Source organism: Shinella curvata (assembly GCF_022899935.1).
GTDB classification, from domain to species: Bacteria; Pseudomonadota; Alphaproteobacteria; order Rhizobiales; family Rhizobiaceae; genus Shinella; species Shinella curvata.
This window is the reverse complement of the sequence record NZ_JALJCJ010000001.1, coordinates 485,223-503,169: the sequence shown is the minus strand read 5'-3', so window position 1 is coordinate 503,169 and position 17,947 is coordinate 485,223. Positions and strand designations below refer to the sequence as shown.

Genomic DNA, 17,947 nt, shown 5'->3' with positions numbered 1-17,947 from the left:
GCGACGGGTTCGGATTGGTTGCATCCGGATGCGCTAATTTTAATAAGCGCTTATGTTCGATTTCGTGATTTGCTGGTATCATGGATGCGTTGCGCAGGCGTCGGTTCATAAGCGTCCGAGCCCTCAGCCGTGGATTCCTTGAGCTTCAATCGCGCGCGGCGCTCCGTCCAGGGAGTGAGGCATCGCCCGGTTGGAGACGCTGGCCCGCAACGACACTCTGTCCGTAAAGCAACGCGAGGAGGGTACAATGGCCACGTATTCCTACACATATGATCTCGTCGTCACCGCCGCGAACACGAACGCGGTTACGATCACGACATTCGACTATGTCTATATTGCACAGAATACAACGGTGTCGGCCTCGGGAAACGGCGGTAATGGAATAAAGGGTGATAGCAACAACAGAGTAACGGTCGCGGGTGACGTGTTCGGCGAATTTATCGGAATTTGGTTTGGCAACGCGAGTGGGACGAACAACTCCGTGGTGAATGCCTCGGGAAGTGTCGTCGGGATTTCCTACGGAATCTATGCCGAAGGATCGTACAATAAAGTCACCAATGCCGGAACAATTGCCAGCTTCAATGCCGTCACACTTTCAGGCGGCAACAATACGATCACGAATACCGGCCTCATTCAGGGTGAAAGCTACGCGGTCTACGTCAACGGGACGAGCGACCAGACCAATAAAATCATCAACAAAGGCGACATCACCTCGACCTTTTACGCGATCAGCCTCCACGAGGCCAACGATACGGTCGTGAACCACGGCTTCATCAGCGGTATGACGTCCCTCGGCGGCGGAAACGACGTTCTGGATAGTCGCCTCGGAATGCTCGAAGGAGAGGTGCGCGGCGGGTCCGGCAATGACACCCTTACCGGCGGCGTATCACACGACGTGCTTTACGGCGAAGACGGAAACGATACGCTCGATGGGGGATCCGGCAACGATCTGCTGGACGGCGGCGTCGGCACCGACAATATGACAGGTGGCGCTGGAAATGACCGGTACTACGTCAATAGCGCCGCCGACCTCATCGTGGAAGCCGCTGGCGGCGGTACGGGAGACCGGCTTTTTGCCTCGGCGAGCTATACGCTGCGCAGTGGCGTCGAAGTGGAGCGCATGGAAACGGCCAGCGTGAGCGGCACGACCGCGATCAACCTGACGGGCAACGATTTTGCGCAAACGATTTTCGGCAATGCCGGCGCCAATATCCTCAAGGGCGGCGGCGGCAATGATGCCCTGCGCGGTTACGGCGGCAAGGATACGCTGGCGGGCGGCGCCGGCAACGACACCTTCGTCTTCAACACTACGCTCAATGCCACGACCAATGTCGACACGATCAGCGATTTCAATGCCGCGGCCGACACGATCCAGATCGACAACGCGGTTTTCCTCGGCCTTGCGGCGGGTGCCCTCGCGACGACCGCCTTCAAGGATCTCGCGGTCGGGGCGAAGGATGCGAACGACCGGGTTCTCTACAATTCGAACACAGGTGACCTGTTCTTCGATCGCGACGGATCGGCGACCACTTATGCGCCGGTCAAGTTCGGTTTTTTGACCGGTTCGCCGACAATCACCGCAGCGGATTTCTTCGTCATTTGAGTTGCCGGACAGAGTGGTCGCCGCTCAGTTGACGACGAACTCGCCCTTCAACGCGCGCCATTCCGTCGCCGAGATCAGGCGGCGGTGGACGTAGCGGACGGAGTGAATGGGCCCGTCGAGTTTCTCCTGCCAGAACTTCAGAAAACTCTTCATCTCGGGGAAATCCGGGGCGAGATCGTAGTGCTGCCAGATATAGGTCTGCAGGAATTGCTGGTGATCGGGCATGCGGTAGAGGATCTGGGCCGTGGTCATGCCGTAGCCCTTGAGCTGCATTGCCATGTCGTTCGTCATAGGGACCTCATTGCGTGATGAATGATGGTCCCTATGATTGAGCGCCTGCAAGGTTAATGAGGCCTTAACGTCCCGTAGCGGAAGGGAATAATTCTTATGAAATCAGAAGCTTGGCAGCACTCCCCAGAGAGTGCTGCCAAAGCTGTCAGCGCTTCAGGTGGCGCGTCAGGCGGGTTTCCAGCCAAGCCCAAAGGTTGCGCAGAAGCTCCACCATAAGGAGATACATGAGTGCCGCCCAGAGATAGGCCTGGTAGTCGAAGGTGCGCGAGAAGGCGAGGCGGGTCTGGCCCATCAGGTCGAGTACCGTCACGATGGCGACGATGGCCGACCCCTTGATCATGAGAATGATTTCATTGCCGTAGGGGCGCAGGGCCACGATGAGGGCTTGCGGCAGGATGACCTTGAAGAAGGCCACCTTCTTCGGCAGGCCAAGCGCATCGGCACCCTCGTGCTGGCCGCGTGGCACGCTCTCGATGGCGCCGCGCAGGATTTCCGCCTGATAGGCAGCGGTGTTGAGCGTGAAGGTGAGCAGTGCGCAGTTCCAGGCATCGCGGAAGAACCACCAGAGCCCCCAGGCCTTCAGCTCGGCGGAAAAACTGCCCAGACCATAATAGACGAGGAAGAGCTGGGTGAGCAGCGGCGTGCCACGGAAGAAATAGACATAGCCGTAGGCGATCCACGACAGGACCGGGTTCTTCGACATGCGGGCAAAGGCGAGTGGCAGCGACAGAAGGGCGCCGAGCGCGACCGACAAGGCAACGAGCAACAGGGTCACGCCGAGGCCGGACAGGTAGTTCGGGCCGTATTTCGCGAATTTCTCCGGATCCCAGCCGCCTGCGATCATCATGAAGATGCCGACGGCGAGCGCCAGCCAGACGCCGAGGAAGGCATTGCCGAAGAAGCGGCCGAGGGTGAAGGGTTTCGGCGGAGCCGCGGGCGGGGCCTGCGCGGGGATGAGGGTGGTGACGAAGCTCATCGTGCGGCCTCCGAACGCTTGGCCCAGCCCTCGATGCTGGAGAAGACCAGCGAGGAGAGGAAGGCGAGGATGAGGAACAGCACGCAGGCGATGGCGTAGAACTCGAAGGCTTCCTTGGTGACGCGCGCCGCAACGCTCGTCTGGCGCAGGATATCCGGCAGGCCGATGACCGAGACGAGGGCGGTATCCTTCAGGAGCGCCATCCAGAGATTGCCGAGACCGGGCAGGGCGACCCGGATCAGTTGCGGCAGGACGATGAGCTGCATGGTGCGCCCATGGTGCAGGCCGAGCGCATAACCCGCCTCGTACTGGCCGCGCGGAATGGCCTTGAAGGCCGAGAGCAGCACTTCCGAGCAGTAGGCGGAAAAGACCATGCCGAGGGCGATCATGCCGGCGAAGAAGGCGTTGATCTCGACCTTACCTTCATAACCGATGGCCGTCATGAAGTTCTGCACGACGATCTGCAGGCCGTAGTAGATGATGAAGAGCGTCAGAAGTTCCGGCAGGCCACGGAAGAGCGTGGTGTAGATATTGGCCGAGAGCCTGAGCGACTTTTCTTCCGACTGCTTTGCCAGCGCGATGAAGAAGCCCATGACGAGGCCGACGGGCAGCGTGGCGATGGCAAGGCTTGCCGTCACGAGGAAGCCGAAGGCGATCTCGTCGCCCCAGCCATCGGCCCCGCAGGCGAGCAGCGTGTTGCCCGCGAAAAGATTGAAGATGCCGATCGGACCGCAGAGAGGATCGATGATCCCCAGAAATGCGGATACCGCCTCGACGATGGCGGTGAAGAACCCGCTCATGCCAGAATTACCCCCGATGCGCGTTTTACGCTTCTTGTTAAGGCGCTTGCTGCGCCCGTTTTCTTTATGTGCAAGTTCTCAAACAAATGGAGCGGGAGAGCAAGCCCTCCCGCCCGTGCATTCTGGTGATGGGGTCAGAAAAAACCCGCATGACGCAAAGGCGCGCCTTATTCGCCGCCGTAGACGTCGAAGGGGAAGTACTTGGCGTTGATTTCCTGGTACTTGCCGCTCTTGCGGATCGCTGCGATCGCTGCGGTGAACTTGTCGGCGAGTTCCGTTTCGCCCTTGCGGACCGCGATGCCGGCACCTTCGCCGTTGATGACGGGATCGATCGGCAGGGTGCCGAGCAGCTTGCAGCAAGCGCCGTCTTCGGTCTTCAGCCATTCGGAGAGAACCACGACGTCATCGATGGCGGCATCGATGCGGCCGTTGGCGATGTCGAGCTTGTACTCGTCAGCCGTCGGATACATCTTGATGTCGGCATCCTTCATATGCGCCTGGGCATAGTTGGAATGGGTCGTGGAACCCTGCGCGCCGAGCGCCTTGCCGGCGAGCGCTTCGGGCGTCGCTTCCTTGATCTCGGAATCCTTCGGCACGATGATGGCCGGCGGCGTGTTGTAGTACTTCTTGGAGAAGTCGACCTTTTCCTTGCGCTCGGCGGTGATCGACATGGAGGCGACGATGGCGTCGAACTTCTTGGCGATCAGCGCGGGGATGATGCCGTCCCAGTCCTGCGTCACGAAGGTGCATTCGGCCTTCATTTCCTCGCAGAGCGCCTTGGCGATGTCGATGTCGAAACCGGTCAGCGTACCGTCGGCCTCGAGATTGTTGAAGGGCGGGTAGGCGCCTTCCGTGCCGATCACGATCTTCTCGCCTTCAGCCATCGCGGAGGTGGCGAAGAGGGCGATGACCGCAGCCGAGGCTGCGAGCGTGAAACGTTTGGAAATACGCATTGTGATCCTCTCTGTTGAAGGCTCTCGGGTTTTTCTTGTTGTCCGGGCCCTGAATTGAAGCGGGCAGGCCTGCCCGCTTGGGCTGGATAATCGAACTGTTTCTCATAAAAAATCAACTGCTTTTCCGTCGCGCTTCCCCCGCGTTTCCCCGACAATTTCAAGGTCCGCCACTAGCCCTGCGGGCAGGGTGACCTATCTCGCCGGTCGAGCAGGCCGTTCAGACGGGGTTCACACCCGCATGGCTAGGCCTGCAGGAGACGACGAGGTTGCCGGCCGGCCGCAAGAGCCGGGAGGCGGCCCTCCAGACAGACAGACGGGACACCGTGAGGACAGAACGATGACTTTCCGCTCCAGACTTTTCGCCACCGTGGCTCTGCCCCTGCTGTCAGCTTCGCTGATCGCGACGCCGACGCTGGCCGACGCACGTTTGAAATCCCTCGAGATCGCCCAGGCCAGCGACGAGGGCCAGCCGAGCGAAGACGAGCTGCTGAAACAGCAGCAGGAAGAGCAGCAGCGCGCCGAACAGGAAGAACAGCAGCGCCAAGCGGACGAACAGAAGGCAGCCGAAGATCAGCAGCGACAGGCTGATGAACAGAAAGCAGCCGAGGATCAACAGCGCCAGGCCGAAGAGCAGAAGGCAGCGGAGGATCAGCAGCGACAGGCTGACGAGCAGAAGGCTGCTGAGGACCAGCAACGCCAGGCCGAAGAGCAGAAGGCGGCCGAAGATCAGCAGCGTCAGGCTGAAGAACAGAAAGCAGCCGAGGACCAGCAGCGGCAGGCTGACGAGCAGAAGGCGGCCGAAGATCAGCAGCGTCAGGCCGAAGAGCAGAAGGCGGCCGAAGATCAGCAGCGTCAGGCCGAAGAGCAGAAGGCAGCTGAAGACCAGCAGCGCCAGGCTGACGAACAGAAAGCAGCCGAGGACCAGCAGCGTCAGGCCGAAGAGCAGAAGGCAGCCGAGGATCAGCAGCGACAGGCTGACGAACAGAAAGCGGCCGAAGATCAGCAGCGGCAGGCTGACGAGCGGAAGGCTGCTGAGGATCAGCAGCAATCAGAGCAGCCGATGGCCGACGAGAGCCAGCAGGCCGGCGAGGAGACACCCGCCGCCGAGCCGGTTCCGGAGGTCGTTGAAACGCTGACGGAAGAACAGAAGCAGGAGATCGCCCAGGATCCGGGCAAGACCGACGAAACCGTCGTCCTGCCCGTCGAAAACGGCGCGGCCGTGCTGGACAGCGACAAGGATGCCGACAATGCCGGCGGCCAAGAGAGCCGCGACAACCGCCGCAAGCAGCGCGAGGAACAGCGCGCGCAGGAAGAGGAGGTGCCGGTTCCGGATACGGACGACAGCGCGCAGGCGACGATTTCCGAAGAGGTGCGCGAGGCCGTTCCCCAGCGTATCGAGGCGGCCATCAATGAAGAGGGCAAGCGTGTCGACGAGGCTCCGGAATTCATCGTTCCCGAGACCACCAATATCGTCAACAACACGGTCATCAACAACACGACGATCGTCAACAACAACAATACGATCGACAACAGCGTCACGCAGGTCAACGTCATCGAGCGCGTCGAGAACCGCACGGTTCTGGAAGTGGGCGACCAGCTGATCGTGCGCGGCGACGATCGTCCGCGCCTGCGCCGTGATTCCGAGGAGGTCTTTTACGACAACCTGGCCCGCGGACGTGTGCGCGAAACGATCCAGCGCCCCGGCGGCGTGCGCATCGTGACGATCTATAACCGTTACGGCGACATCATCCAGCGCTCGCGCGTCGGCCGTGACGGGCGTGAATACATCCTCGTCTATGCGCCGGAACTGGAAGAGGATGCGCCGCGTCCGGGCCTCGTCGACGTCGGCTACGAACTGCCGCCGATGCGCCTGCGCATTCCCGTCAGCGACTACATCATCGACACGTCGAGCGATCCCGATCGTGATTATTATGAGTTTTTGGCCGAGCCGCCGGTCGAGCGTGTCGAGCGCGTTTACACGATCGACGAGGTGAAGCATTCGGCCCGCCTGCGTGACAAGGTGCGCCGTATCGACCTCGATACGATCACCTTTGCGACGGCGAGCGCCGAAGTCCCGATGTCGCAGGCCCGCACGTTGCGCAGCGTCGCCGACGCGATGCAGAAGGTGCTGGACAAGGATCCCGGCGAGACTTTCCTGATCGAAGGCCATACGGATGCCGTCGGTACCGACAAGTCGAATCTCGTGCTTTCCGACGAGCGCGCCGAATCGGTCGCCAGCCTGCTGACGGAGGTCTACGGCATTCCGCCGGAGAACCTGCAGACGCAGGGGTATGGCGAGCGCTTCCTGAAGGTGCGTACGGAGGCGGCCGAGCAGCAGAACCGCCGCGTCACCATCCGACGCGTCACAACGCTGGTCCGTCCGCTCGCCAAGGCGAACTAGACCGCACCTTCGTGCGTTCAGCCAGAGCCGCCGGCCGTTGCGTTGGCGGCTCCGTCGCATTCAGCGCGGATTCATGTGTCATGGTCTAGCGTCGATTCACACCGGCGAATATGTGGAAACACGAATTTGCCCCAAACGATTGATCCATTGCCGAAAACGGGCAAACGAGGAAGCACCCATGGGTAAGAGAACGACACTTCTGGCAACGGTGGCTTTGCCTATCGTTTCGCTTGTCTGGCAACCGGTTCAGGCGGCGATGGTCCGCCCAGCGCTCGTCGAGAGCGGCATGCCGCATGTCATCACCGTCCAGGAGGGCGACCTTTCCGAGGCGGAGCAGCGCAAACTGCGCAGGCAGCGCCAGAAGGAACAGCAGCAGCAGGAGAACGGCGAACAGCAGGGCGAACGCCGCAAGAAGCAGCGTGAGGCGGCCGAAGGCGACGATCAACAGCAGCAGGATCGCCAGAAGGCCCGGGAGGAGCGCCGCCAGAAGCAGCGCGAAGCCGAGGCTGGTGACCAGCAACAGCAGGATCGCCAGAAGGCGCGCGAAGAACGTCGCCAGAAGCAGCGCGAAGCCGAGGCTGGTGACCAGCAGCAGGATCGTCAGAAGGCACGCGAAGAACGTCGCCAAAAGCAGCGCGAAGCCGAGGCCGGTGACCAGCAACAGCAGGACCGCCAGAAGGCGCGCGAGGAGCGCCGCCAGAAGCAGCGCGAAGCCGAGGCTGGTGACCAGCAACAGCAGGACCGCCAGAAGGCGCGCGAAGAACGTCGCCAGAAGCAGCGCGAGGCTGCTTCTGAGGAACAACAACAGCAGGATCGCCAGAAGGCACGCGAAGAGCGTCGCCAGAAGCAGCGCGAGGCGGCTGCTGAGGAAGAGCAGCAACAGGACCGACAGAAGGCGCGCGAAGAACGTCGCCAGAAGCAGCGCGAGGCTGCCGAAGACCGAGAACGCGAAGAGAAGAAGGCCGAACGTCCCCGCCGCAAGCGCGACGAAGACCGCGAGCGTATCGCCAGGGACCCGTCCAAGACGAACGAAACGATCGAGTTGCCGTTCGTCGATGGCGCGGCCGTGCTCGACAGCGACAAGGATTTCGACAACCGCAAGGGCTCGGCACGCGAGGAGCGCCGCCGCAAGCGCGCCGAGGAGCGGGAAAACGTCAGGATCCGCGTGCCGGAATCCGACCGCGATGCGCAGGTCGGCTGGAAGGACCGCGATCGCGTGCGCTACGAATCGGGTGAGCGCGAGCGTGGCGAACGCCGCGACCGCCGACCGCGCTATGAGGAGCGGGACGGCTGGCGTGTCGAGCGCGAGTTCGACAATCGCGCGGTGATCAACTTCGGTGACCGCATCATCGTGCGTTCGGACGACGGCCGCCGCCTGTCGCGCCGTGCGAGCGAGACCTACTACGAGGATTTGCCGCACGGCCGGGTCCGGGAGGTCATCATACGGCCAAACGGCGACCGCGTCGTGACGATCCGCAGCCGCTACGGCGACGTCATCCAGCGCTCGCGCATCGATCGCTCGGGCAGCGAATACGTCATGTTCTATGCCCCCGAAATCGACCGCGACAGCCGGCCGACCTTCGTCGATCCCGGTGAACGCCTGCCGCCGATGCGCCTGACGGTGCCGGTCGACGAGTACATCATCGACACGTCCGCCGAGGAGGAGCGCGACTATCGCGACTTCCTCGAGCGTCCGCCGGTGGAACCCGTCGAGCGCGTCTACACGCTGGACGAGGTGAAGTACTCGGCCCGTATCCGCGACAAGGTACGCCGCATCGACCTCGACACCATCACGTTTGCGACCGGCTCCTCGGAGATTTCGGTGAACCAGGCCGCGACGCTGCGCAAGGTAGCGGATGCGATGAACGAGATCCTCGACAAGGATGCCGGCGAGACCTTCCTGATCGAAGGGCATACGGACGCCGTCGGTTCGGACGAATCGAACCTCGTCCTGTCGGACGAGCGCGCCGAGGCCGTCGCCAACGTCCTGACCGACGTCTACGACATCCCGCCGGAAAACCTCGCGACGCAGGGTTATGGCGAGCGCTTCCTGAAGATCGATACGGATGCCGCCGAACAGCTCAACCGCCGCGTTACGATCCGTCGCGTGACGCCTCTGGTGAAGCCGGTCGCCATGGCCGAGTAAATCGGGAAAGGCGACGATGAAAAAGGCCGCGGGAGCGATCCCGCGGCCTTCTTTTTGCAAAGAGCAGTGCAGTCTCTAGTTCAGCTGCAGCATGTCGGCATCCATGCGACGCCTGATATGCCGGTCGACCTCCGCGCGCTGGGCGCAGGTGTGAAATTCGCCGCGGCAAACGTCGCTCAGCATGGCGAGGTCGTCGAAAACAGGTGAGCTCGGCAGGTCCGTTGCCGCGAGGATGCGGGACATCAGGAACGGCGCGTCGACGATGTCCAGCGTGTCATAGTCCACCGGCGTTCCGAAGCCGTGAATGGCGTAGAAGGTCTCGTAAACCGGGGAGCGGAACGTGGTGAAAGGATTGTCGTCGTCGGTTCTTTCCAGGATGTACGGTTTCGTCGCGATGGACTGGTGATCGCCGAATTCGAGGAAGACGCTTCCCCGCGTGCCCGGATCGGCCTTGACCGCCTCCCGGTAGGCGACCAGGTCGTTTCGCGACGCGCCGACGCGGCGCAGGTACTCGTTGGCGCCGGCATCGTCCGCGTAGACATGTTCTCCCGCCACCACCGGCTCGATCGTGTTTTCATACGGCGAATGCGTGAACATGGTCTGGACGAGCACGAAGAGCGGACGTTTGTCGTCCTTGCGATGCTGCGCGATCATGGCCTTTGCGTTGTCGAAATAGTTCGTGTCGCGCACGCCCATGACCGGCAGACTCATGCGGTCGGCGTCGTAGATCTCCTGGAAGCCGAGCGATTTCAGGAAGGGCCCTTCATTGATCGAATTGTATTGCATGGGCATGAAGGCGACGGTGCGGTAGCCGCAACGGCCGAGCACTTCCGGCAACGAACCTCTGACCTTGTCCACGAGCAGGTGGTTCACATAGGGGCCGAGCCAGCCGAAATCGGCAGTGGAAAGTCCGGTCAGCACGGAGAAATTCGTCATCCATGTCCCGCCGCCGAAAATCTCGACGAACAGGGGCCGGATCTTGCCGTCTCCCGACTGATAGGTCTGCGTGACCGATTGCGGAATGGAGAGCTGCGGAAAGACGAGCGGCGAGGTCTGGCTTTCCGAGAGGGTCAGGAAGAGGTCGGGCTGCTTGCCGGTATCGCCGCAAAGCGCACCGTTGACGAAGGGCTGCCCTGCTTCGGCGCCGTCGAGCGGAGTGGCAAACTGCATCGGCTTCATCAGGCTTGGAATATGCCAGAGCGACAGGAAGAAGGCCGAGGCGTTGTAACCTCCGATGAAGGGCAGGAAATCGGCATCCCGCGTGGTGGGCCGATGGGCGATGACCGCGGCAAGAAGGCTGGCTGCGACGATGCCGCTTCTGGCGCCGGCGCCCCACGGTGCCGGATTTTCCCGCCGGAACAGGATCGTCAGGAACGTCGCGATGGCCGCCAGTCCCACCGCAGCGACCAAAACGGCGGGCAGATAGTACCGCACGAGGAACGACAGGGTGGAAATGTCGGAGCCGATGAAGACGACATCATAGACATGCAGCGCCAGCCCCTTGGAGTGGAACTTCATCATCGAGACGAAGGTGAAGAGGACCGCAACCAGCGTCGCACCGTAGAGCGAGAAGAACGGCCGCCTGGAGATCAGGAAAATGATGGAGGCCAGGGTGAGGATGGCCGCGAAATTGTAGGGCAGGTAGCGCCATCGCGTATCGAAGTAGTAGGCGAACGCGAAGTAAAACAGCGAGCCCAGAACAAGGGCATAAGGGCTTGTGAAGAGGCCAAACCGGCCGCGAGCTCTCGAAATAATGTGCGCCATGACAAAACTCTGATTTATTGATCAAAGTTTAAGTATCGGCCGCACCGCTAGATTGCAACAAAACCGTCACATAGCTTAAGCATTAAGGTTAATTTAAGCATGATCAACTTTTTTGTGTCATGTAATGGTGCATCGTCATCTTGAAATCGAACAGAATTGATCCAAAATTAACGCTGCTTGCCGAGTGCCGAGACAGCCGGCGCATGGCAAGTAGACGTTGGCGATGTGTCGGGTCAGGCTGCGGCGGGCGAGGGAAGGCCGGTCATGGCAATGACGAAATCGGCAATCGCGCCGGTGTCGTCGAGGTCGAAGACCGGCAGCGTGCTATCCGTGACGGGATGGTCGGCAGCGATGGCGGCGATGTGCGGATCATCGGGGGCGAGCGGTATACGATTGGCCGCCTCCAGGCGCCGGGCCTCGATTTTCGGGATCGGCTCGCGCTTGTAGCCTTCGATCAGGACGAGGTCGCACGGTGCGATGCGGGCGAGGATTTCCTCGAACGTCGGCTCCGGTGCGCCGCGCAGTTCGTGCATGATGGCATAGCGCGTGCCGGACACGATGGTCACCTCATGCGCGCCGGCCTGCCGGTGGCGGTAGCTGTCGGCACCGACCTTGTCGATATCGAAGTCGTGATGCGCATGCTTGATCGTCGAGACGCGGTAGCCGCGCGCGACGAGTTCCGTGACCAGGCGGACCGCAAGCCCGGTCTTGCCGGAATTCTTCCACCCGGCGATGCCGAAGATCTTCGGTCTCGTCATCGTTCCAGCACCCAGAGCCAGTTTTCCGCCGCATCGAGATCGTCGGGTGTGTTGATGTTGAAGAACGGGTCGAATTCGCCGCGGGACGTCGCGATCAACGGGAAGGTGATGTCGCGCGCCTGATGCCGTTCGAGATAGCTGCGCACCCGCAGGGCGCCCCCGCCGGCCAGCCAGTCCGCGAGATCGTCGGCAAGGGCGATGGGCCAGAGGGCGAAGACGGGATGGAGGCCGCTTGCCGAGCGCGCCACGGCGATGCGCTCGGAGGTATCGACGGCCTCACCGAGCCGGCGAACGAGATCGGTTGGAAAGAACGGGCTGTCGGTCGGCACGGTCGCGACATGGCTCGCTTCGGGATGGTTGCGCCTGGCGTGGTCGAGGGCGGCCAGCACCCCGCCGAGCGGACCGGCGCGGGCCGCGTCCAGGTCGGCGAAAACAGGCAGTTCCTCCCCCCGTTCGAACAGCATGGGGCCATTGGCATTAACGGTGACGCTGGACACCTGCGGACGCAGGCGCCGGGCGGCGCGATCGATGAGCGCGGTGCCGCCGAGACGGATACGCGTCTTGTCCTGGCCCATCCGCGAGGACAGGCCACCGGCAAGGATCACGCCCGGTATCGCATGCGACAGTGCCATTGTGCTCCCATCGTGTTGTCTCCTTCCGGTCTAGTCGCTGCAGGGCCGGGTCGCAAGTCTCTACGATGTCACAGCGATTCCGGTTTCGACTCCTGTGCGATAGGCGCGGTCCGGCGACGGTTCTTTCGATAGAAGGTGTAGAGACCCGATGCGACGATGATCGAGACGCCTGCTGTCATCCAGAGATCGGGAAGCTCGCCGAAGAACAGGAAACCGATCACGATGGCCCAGATGAGGCTCATGTAGCGGAAGGGGGCGACGAAGGAGATCTCGCCGACGCGCATGGCGTTGACGATCGTCTGGTAACCGACGAGGAGCAGTACGCTGGCGACGGCCAGTCGTCCGACAACCTCCAGCGACATCGGCTGCCAACCACCCATCGGCACGATCAGCACGCCGCCGACAAGCGTGATGACGATGGCCGTGACGACGCTGATGAACAGGGTGGAGACGTCGCTGCGGATGCGCCGCGTCGCCAGGTCGCGCGTCGCCGCGCCAATGACCGAGGCAATGGCGTAGATGGCGGCAAGCGAAAACCCTTCCGGACCCGGACGGACAACGATGATCACGCCGGCAAATCCGATGATGATGGCGAGCCATCGGCGCCAGCCGACCTGTTCGCCGAGAAAGAGCGCAGCCCCAAGTGTCACGGCGAGCGGCAGAGACTGGAGGATCGCCGAGACATTGGCGAGCGGCATGGCGCCGAGCGCCGAAATGAAGGTGAGCGAGGCGAAAATCTCCGCCGCAAGCCGCAATGCCACGGCGGGCTGCAGTATGGTGCGCCACGACCCGAGCGCGCCCATCCGCCAGGCGATGACGAGCACCAGTGCGCTCGTCATCAGCCCGCGCACGAACAGGATCTGCCCGGTATTCATCGTATGCGTGACGGACTTGACGAGGGCGTCGTTGCAGGTGAAGGCCGCCATGGCGATGGCCATGAACAGGGCGCCCCTGGCATTTCCGATGGGGTTCATGTGAGGTGATTCCAAGCGTCGGTTCGCTCCTCTTAAGCCCATTAATCGCTTGCTGCCATCATCCTTGAGGTCGGAACACCCGGGTGTTTGGCGAAAGAACGGGCGGATGACCCGATTTTGGGCAGATATGACGCCGATTTCGGCGCAAACCCTTGAGTTTCTGCCGGTTTCTCGAAGGCATTCATTAAGCTTCGGCACCTATCGTTGCGTCATCCCAATGAGTGATCGCATGATGCGACGGGTGAGGGCTGGCCGCCTGATGCAAGATCGGCCGAGGCCCCTCGAACAATTCTCGGCCGCGCTCCCCTGGTAGCCAGAGCGGCCGTTTCGGCTTGCAAGAGCACCCGACGGGACATTGGTCGTCATAAAAACGTCGGGGAAACCATGTCCTTCATCGACCGCCTGCTCCAGCAGCGCCGCATCGTCACGAAAGTGCTGCTGTTCGTCATTCCTCTCGTCGCGCTCATTGCGGGCATCGGCCTTGTCGGCTACTTCACCGCAAGCACGCTGAATGGCCACATGACCGTCACCCGCGAGACGATCAACAGCCTGTCGCATTTCCAGAACTTGCGCACGGGGCTGCAGGATTTCGCCGACAAGCCGGGTGCCGAAACGCGTGATGGGCTCTCCGCCCGGATCGACGAGCAGGAGGAAGGCATTCGCGATCTCGATGCGCTGCTGCCGAACGCAACCGAAAAGGCCAAGATCGCCTCCGTCGTTGCGCTTGCCGGCACGATGCGTAGCCAGACAGAAACGCTCTGGTCGATCGACCAGGAGCGCAACGCCGTCACCGCCGCCCTGGAGGGCGCGCTCGCCGCGATGGCGAAGGATGGCGACTTCGCCGAAAAGCAGATCGCGGTCATCAGAAACGAATCGGGCGAGAAGGAAGCCTTCGCCAAGGCGCTGCTTTTCGATGCCGCCGCCTATCAGGGCCTGGCCGAGCGCATCGGCAAGTTCCGCAAGCCGGTCGCTCTTGCGATGAAGCCGGAAGACAAGGTGAAGGCGGCGGAGACCTATCTGCCGCAACTCCTGAAACAACTGAATGAATCCAAGGCCATCGCTTCGCCGAAGGCGCTGACGCAGATCAAGCCGCTGGAAGCCGAGATCGCCAAGGTGCAGGAGATTCTCGCCGGTGCCGACGATGCCGAGGGTAAGAAAGCCAAATTCATTCCGGTTCTCACCAAGCTTTCGAAGTTCGACGCCGACTTCCTGAAGGAAGCAGGCAAGAATTCCGACACGGCGGCCAAGCGCTTCGTCAGCATGGATGCCGAGATCGGCCTCCTCAAGACGCTCATCACGCTGATGGGCGACACGTTCAAGGGCATCGACCAGACCCGCCTGCATATCAGCGAACTGCATCGCAAGCTCGATCAGCCGAGCCGCGACGCGGTTCTCGCCGACGTGAAGGCGGTTGCCGAAAGCGCGGGTGAACTCGCCAAGCTCGGCGCCAAGAATGCGGCTCTTCGCGACCTCTCGCAGAAGCTGGCGCCTTCGCTCGCCAGGATCGAGAAGGGCACGCAGGACCTTATCGCCGTCGGCGAAAAGTGGCAGGCGGCGCGCACCAGCGCCTATGCCGCGGTCGCCGATGCCAGCCAGACACTCGAACAGTTCGTCTCGAGCGCACAGGAAGCCGGCAAGCAGGACAGCCAGCGTTCGGCCAATGTCTCGATCATCGCGATGGTCGCCGGTACGCTGCTTGCGATCGTCGGCGGCCTGATGCTGGTCGAAACCCTGCGCGGCCCGCTGAAGCGCGTCACCGAATCCATGGCGCGCCTTGCCAGCGGCGATCTCGACATCAGCATCGACGGCCGCAACCGCGGTGACGAGATCGGCGACATGGTGCGCTCGGTGGCCGTCTTCCGCGATGCCGCCCGCGAAAACGTCAGGCTGGAGCAGGAGGCGGAAGCCCAGCGCCAGCTCACGGCGGAAGAACAGGGCCGCCGCGCCAGCGAGCGCGCCCGCATCGAGGCCGAGCAGACCGAGGCGCTGACGGCGCTTTCCGACGTGCTTGGCCAGCTTGCCGCCGGCAATCTCGAGGAAAGCATGACGGAGGCGCTCGCCGCCGAATATGTCGCCATGGCGCGTACCTACAACAATGCGGTCGAGGCGCTGCGCATCACGCTTTCCGACGTTCGCGCGACGACGATGGAAATCAACGGTGGGACCGGCAATCTCGCGGCGTCCGCCGATGATCTCGCCCGTCGCACGGAACAGCAGGCGGCGGCGCTGGAGGAAAGCTCGCGGGCGCTCCGCCAGTTGACCGACATCGTCCGCTCGACCGCCGAAAGCGCCCAGAAGACCGCCGTTTCGGTCGACGAGACGCACAGCTATGCCCAGCGCTCCGGCGAGGTCGTGGCCAAGGCCGTCACCGCCATGGGCGAGATCAATCGCTCCTCCGACAAGATCAGCACGATCATCGGCGTGATCGACGAGATCGCCTTCCAGACCAACCTTCTGGCGCTCAATGCCGGCGTCGAGGCTGCCCGCGCGGGTGAGGCCGGTCGCGGTTTCGCCGTCGTCGCGCAGGAAGTCCGCGAACTTGCCCAGCGTTGCGCCGGTGCGGCGCGCGAGATCAAGGGGCTCATCTCCGAGAGTTCCGCGCAGGTGCGCAACGGCGTGGCTCTCGTCACGGAGACGGGCGAGGCGCTTTCGGTCATCAATGAGCACATCTCGTCGATCCACGCCCTTGTCGGCAAGATCGAGGCGGCGGCAGCCGCTCAGTACGAGGGCATCAACGAGGTGAACCAGGCGGTGCACCAGGTCGAGCTCATCACCCAGCAGAACGCCGCGATGGTGGAGGAAAACACCGCCGAAATCCACGGCCTGCGCCGTCGGGTGCAGACGCTCAACCAGAAGATCGATCACTTCAAGACGCGCGATCTGGATACGCGGGAAGACGACGGTTATGGCCGGCACTACGCGGCGTAAACGATCTGGAATGGATGAAAAGCAAGCGGCCGGGCGAAAGCCCGGCCGTCTTGTTTTGGCAGATGCCTTTTAAGGATTAGTGTGTTTGTTTTTCAAACGAAGTGCTTGCTGCATTAACCAATACTTAATTGACCCAATATTGTTAGTTGCAACCCTTGTGTGTGCTATGCAGATTTGCCCCGCAAAACGAATGTACTTGGGGTTTTTAAATGTCGCTTACGAAAATAATCGCTTGCCTGACTGTCGCAACGATCTTTACCGCTGCACCGGCAGTTGCTGCGGGTATTCCAAAATTCGGTAAGACCTGTGTGGGAAATTTTGGCAAGTCATCCAACATATGCATCAGCTCAAACGGGAAGACTGTGTCGAGCACCTATACGTTCAGAGGCACGATTCCGACCAAAGGCAGCCATACGGATTGCTCTGAAAAAGGCGACACAATCGTCTGCACGGGCGGTCAATACCGCACCAGCCTCGGCAACGGAAAAATGACTAGGGTTGTGATCAAGCTGAAGAACGACAAGCCGACATCCATGGCGTGGCGTTGATAGGCCTGCATCAGCTTTAAACCGGCAAGACCCGTCTGCCTGTGCAGGCGGGTCTTTTTAGCCGCCCGTAACGCTCATATGCCGTGCAACGGCCGGGCGGTTGCGGCGGTCGATGATGAAATCGTGGCCCTTGGGCTTGCGGCCGATGGCCTCGTCGATGGCCTGCGAGAGCAGGGCGTCGTCATCGGAGGCGCGCAGCGGCAGGCGCAGGTCCGCCGCATCGTTCTGGCCCAGGCACATATACAGTGTGCCGGTGCAGGTGAGGCGCACGCGGTTGCAGCTCTCGCAGAAATTATGCGTCATCGGCGTGATGAGGCCGAGACGGCCGCCGGTTTCCTCGACCGTCACGTAACGCGCGGGGCCGCCGGTGCGGTAGGCATTTTCGGTGAGCGTGAACTGTTCGGCGAGGCGGGCGCGCATTTCCGACAGCGGCAGGTAGCGGTCGGTGCGGTCTTCCTCGATCTCGCCCATCGGCATGGTCTCGATCAGCGTCAGGTCCATGCCGCGACCGTGCGCCCAGCGCATCAGGTCCGGGATTTCCTTGTCGTTGAAGTCCTTGAGGGCGACGGCGTTGATCTTGATCTTCAGGCCGGCGGCCTGCGCTGCGTCAATGCCTTCGATGACTTTGGAGAGTTCGCCCCAGCGGGTGATGGTCTTGAATTTTTGCGGGTCGAGCGTGTCGAGCGAGACATTGATGCGGCGCACGCCGCAATCGGCGAGCTCGGCCGCGTGTTTGGCAAGCTGCGAACCGTTGGTCGTCAGCGTCAGTTCATCGAGCGTGCCGGCATGGACGTGACGGCCGAGTTCGCGCACCAGATGCATGATATTCTTGCGCACCAGCGGCTCGCCGCCGGTGAGCCTGAGCTTGCGCACGCCCTTGGCAATGAAGGCGGAACAGAGCCGGTTCAGCTCTTCGAGGGTAAGCAGGTCCTTCTTCGGCAGGAAGGTCATGTTTTCCGCCATGCAGTAGGTGCAGCGGAAATCGCAGCGGTCCGTCACGGAAACACGCAGATAGGTGACCGCGCGCCCGAAGGGGTCGATCATCGGGGCTGCGGATTGCGCGACCGGGTCGGCGCCGTTCCAGGGGCCAGCATAGGAATTCAAAACACGTCCTCCATCACCGACATGTCGTGCGCGCGGGGCGCAGCGTCAAGCCGGTGCGGCGATTATGAC

The 17,947-nt window shown here is 62.1% G+C and carries 14 protein-coding genes; 5 read left to right on the top strand and 9 right to left on the bottom strand.

What is annotated here, in order from left to right; translation table 11 throughout:
- Positions 1-247 precede the first annotated feature (247 nt).
- Positions 248-1,603, top strand: coding sequence for a calcium-binding protein (locus MUU55_RS02430; protein ID WP_244759171.1), 1,356 nt, complete (start codon positions 248-250; stop codon positions 1,601-1,603).
- A gap of 24 nt (positions 1,604-1,627) precedes the next feature.
- Here the strand turns inward: MUU55_RS02430 and MUU55_RS02425 are convergent, their stop codons facing one another.
- The 4 genes from MUU55_RS02425 to MUU55_RS02410 all read right to left on the bottom strand — a co-directional run bounded on the left by MUU55_RS02425 (position 1,628) and on the right by MUU55_RS02410 (position 4,623).
- On the bottom strand, positions 1,628-1,894 hold the full coding sequence (locus MUU55_RS02425; protein WP_244759170.1) for an usg protein: 267 nt from the start codon (positions 1,892-1,894) through the stop codon (positions 1,628-1,630).
- Between the two features lie 145 nt (positions 1,895-2,039).
- Positions 2,040-2,870, bottom strand: a complete 831-nt coding sequence (locus MUU55_RS02420) for an ABC transporter permease (protein WP_244759169.1) — start codon at positions 2,868-2,870, stop codon at positions 2,040-2,042.
- The gene (locus MUU55_RS02415) at positions 2,867-3,670 is read right to left on the bottom strand and encodes an ABC transporter permease (RefSeq protein WP_244759168.1); all 804 of its coding nucleotides are present in this window, start codon (positions 3,668-3,670) and stop codon (positions 2,867-2,869) included. Before MUU55_RS02415 ends, MUU55_RS02420 begins: the two co-directional genes overlap by 4 nt.
- 167 nt (positions 3,671-3,837) lie before the next feature.
- Positions 3,838-4,623, bottom strand: a complete 786-nt coding sequence (locus MUU55_RS02410; RefSeq protein ID WP_244759167.1) for an ABC transporter substrate-binding protein — start codon at positions 4,621-4,623, stop codon at positions 3,838-3,840.
- 337 nt (positions 4,624-4,960) lie between these two features.
- On the opposite strand from MUU55_RS02410, the gene MUU55_RS02405 reads away from it, so the two are divergent.
- Positions 4,961-7,024: an OmpA family protein gene (locus MUU55_RS02405; RefSeq protein WP_244759166.1), complete on the top strand. Its 2,064-nt coding sequence runs from the start codon at positions 4,961-4,963 to the stop codon at positions 7,022-7,024.
- 178 nt (positions 7,025-7,202) lie between these two features.
- Positions 7,203-9,170 (top strand): OmpA family protein, encoded by a 1,968-nt coding sequence (locus MUU55_RS02400; protein WP_244759165.1) that lies wholly within the window; start codon positions 7,203-7,205, stop codon positions 9,168-9,170.
- Between the two features lie 75 nt (positions 9,171-9,245).
- Here the strand turns inward: MUU55_RS02400 and MUU55_RS02395 are convergent, their stop codons facing one another.
- From MUU55_RS02395 to MUU55_RS02380, 4 genes are all read right to left on the bottom strand, one after another.
- Positions 9,246-10,934 (bottom strand): sulfatase-like hydrolase/transferase, encoded by a 1,689-nt coding sequence (locus MUU55_RS02395; protein WP_244759164.1) that lies wholly within the window; start codon positions 10,932-10,934, stop codon positions 9,246-9,248.
- A gap of 233 nt (positions 10,935-11,167) precedes the next feature.
- Positions 11,168-11,692, bottom strand: coding sequence for a molybdopterin-guanine dinucleotide biosynthesis protein B (gene mobB, locus MUU55_RS02390; RefSeq protein WP_244759163.1), 525 nt, complete (start codon positions 11,690-11,692; stop codon positions 11,168-11,170).
- Positions 11,689-12,324 carry a molybdenum cofactor guanylyltransferase MobA gene (gene mobA / locus MUU55_RS02385; RefSeq protein WP_244759162.1) on the bottom strand — a complete coding sequence of 212 codons (636 nt, stop codon included), beginning with the start codon at positions 12,322-12,324 and terminating at the stop codon, positions 11,689-11,691. The genes mobB and mobA overlap by 4 nt, the downstream gene beginning before the upstream one ends.
- 68 nt (positions 12,325-12,392) lie before the next feature.
- Positions 12,393-13,298, bottom strand: a complete 906-nt coding sequence (locus MUU55_RS02380; protein ID WP_244759161.1) for a DMT family transporter — start codon at positions 13,296-13,298, stop codon at positions 12,393-12,395.
- 384 nt (positions 13,299-13,682) lie between these two features.
- Between MUU55_RS02380 and MUU55_RS02375 the strand changes: the two genes are divergently transcribed.
- Positions 13,683-16,226 carry a methyl-accepting chemotaxis protein gene (locus tag MUU55_RS02375; RefSeq protein ID WP_244759160.1) on the top strand — a complete coding sequence of 848 codons (2,544 nt, stop codon included), beginning with the start codon at positions 13,683-13,685 and terminating at the stop codon, positions 16,224-16,226.
- A 209-nt stretch (positions 16,227-16,435) separates the two neighbouring features.
- Positions 16,436-16,774: a hypothetical protein gene (locus tag MUU55_RS02370; RefSeq protein WP_244759159.1), complete on the top strand. Its 339-nt coding sequence runs from the start codon at positions 16,436-16,438 to the stop codon at positions 16,772-16,774.
- Between the two features lie 57 nt (positions 16,775-16,831).
- On the opposite strand, the gene moaA is transcribed toward MUU55_RS02370, so the two are convergent.
- Positions 16,832-17,818, bottom strand: coding sequence for a GTP 3',8-cyclase MoaA (moaA, locus tag MUU55_RS02365; protein WP_244759848.1), 987 nt, complete (start codon positions 17,816-17,818; stop codon positions 16,832-16,834).
- Positions 17,819-17,947: the final 129 nt, after the last annotated feature.

Coding starts and splice junctions, on each gene's coding strand:
- MUU55_RS02430 (WP_244759171.1), top strand. CDS start 248: ATGGCCACGTATTCCTACACATATGATCTCGTCGTCACCGCCGCGAAC.
- MUU55_RS02375 (WP_244759160.1), top strand. CDS start 13,683: ATGTCCTTCATCGACCGCCTGCTCCAGCAGCGCCGCATCGTCACGAAA.
- MUU55_RS02420 (WP_244759169.1), bottom strand. CDS start 2,870: ATGAGCTTCGTCACCACCCTCATCCCCGCGCAGGCCCCGCCCGCGGCT.
- moaA (WP_244759848.1), bottom strand. CDS start 17,818: ATGATCGACCCCTTCGGGCGCGCGGTCACCTATCTGCGTGTTTCCGTG.
- MUU55_RS02415 (WP_244759168.1), bottom strand. CDS start 3,670: ATGAGCGGGTTCTTCACCGCCATCGTCGAGGCGGTATCCGCATTTCTG.
- MUU55_RS02380 (WP_244759161.1), bottom strand. CDS start 13,298: ATGAACCCCATCGGAAATGCCAGGGGCGCCCTGTTCATGGCCATCGCC.
- MUU55_RS02370 (WP_244759159.1), top strand. CDS start 16,436: ATGTCGCTTACGAAAATAATCGCTTGCCTGACTGTCGCAACGATCTTT.
- MUU55_RS02410 (WP_244759167.1), bottom strand. CDS start 4,623: ATGCGTATTTCCAAACGTTTCACGCTCGCAGCCTCGGCTGCGGTCATC.
- mobA (WP_244759162.1), bottom strand. CDS start 12,324: ATGGCACTGTCGCATGCGATACCGGGCGTGATCCTTGCCGGTGGCCTG.
- mobB (WP_244759163.1), bottom strand. CDS start 11,692: ATGACGAGACCGAAGATCTTCGGCATCGCCGGGTGGAAGAATTCCGGC.
- MUU55_RS02425 (WP_244759170.1), bottom strand. CDS start 1,894: ATGACGAACGACATGGCAATGCAGCTCAAGGGCTACGGCATGACCACG.
- MUU55_RS02395 (WP_244759164.1), bottom strand. CDS start 10,934: ATGGCGCACATTATTTCGAGAGCTCGCGGCCGGTTTGGCCTCTTCACA.
- MUU55_RS02405 (WP_244759166.1), top strand. CDS start 4,961: ATGACTTTCCGCTCCAGACTTTTCGCCACCGTGGCTCTGCCCCTGCTG.
- MUU55_RS02400 (WP_244759165.1), top strand. CDS start 7,203: ATGGGTAAGAGAACGACACTTCTGGCAACGGTGGCTTTGCCTATCGTT.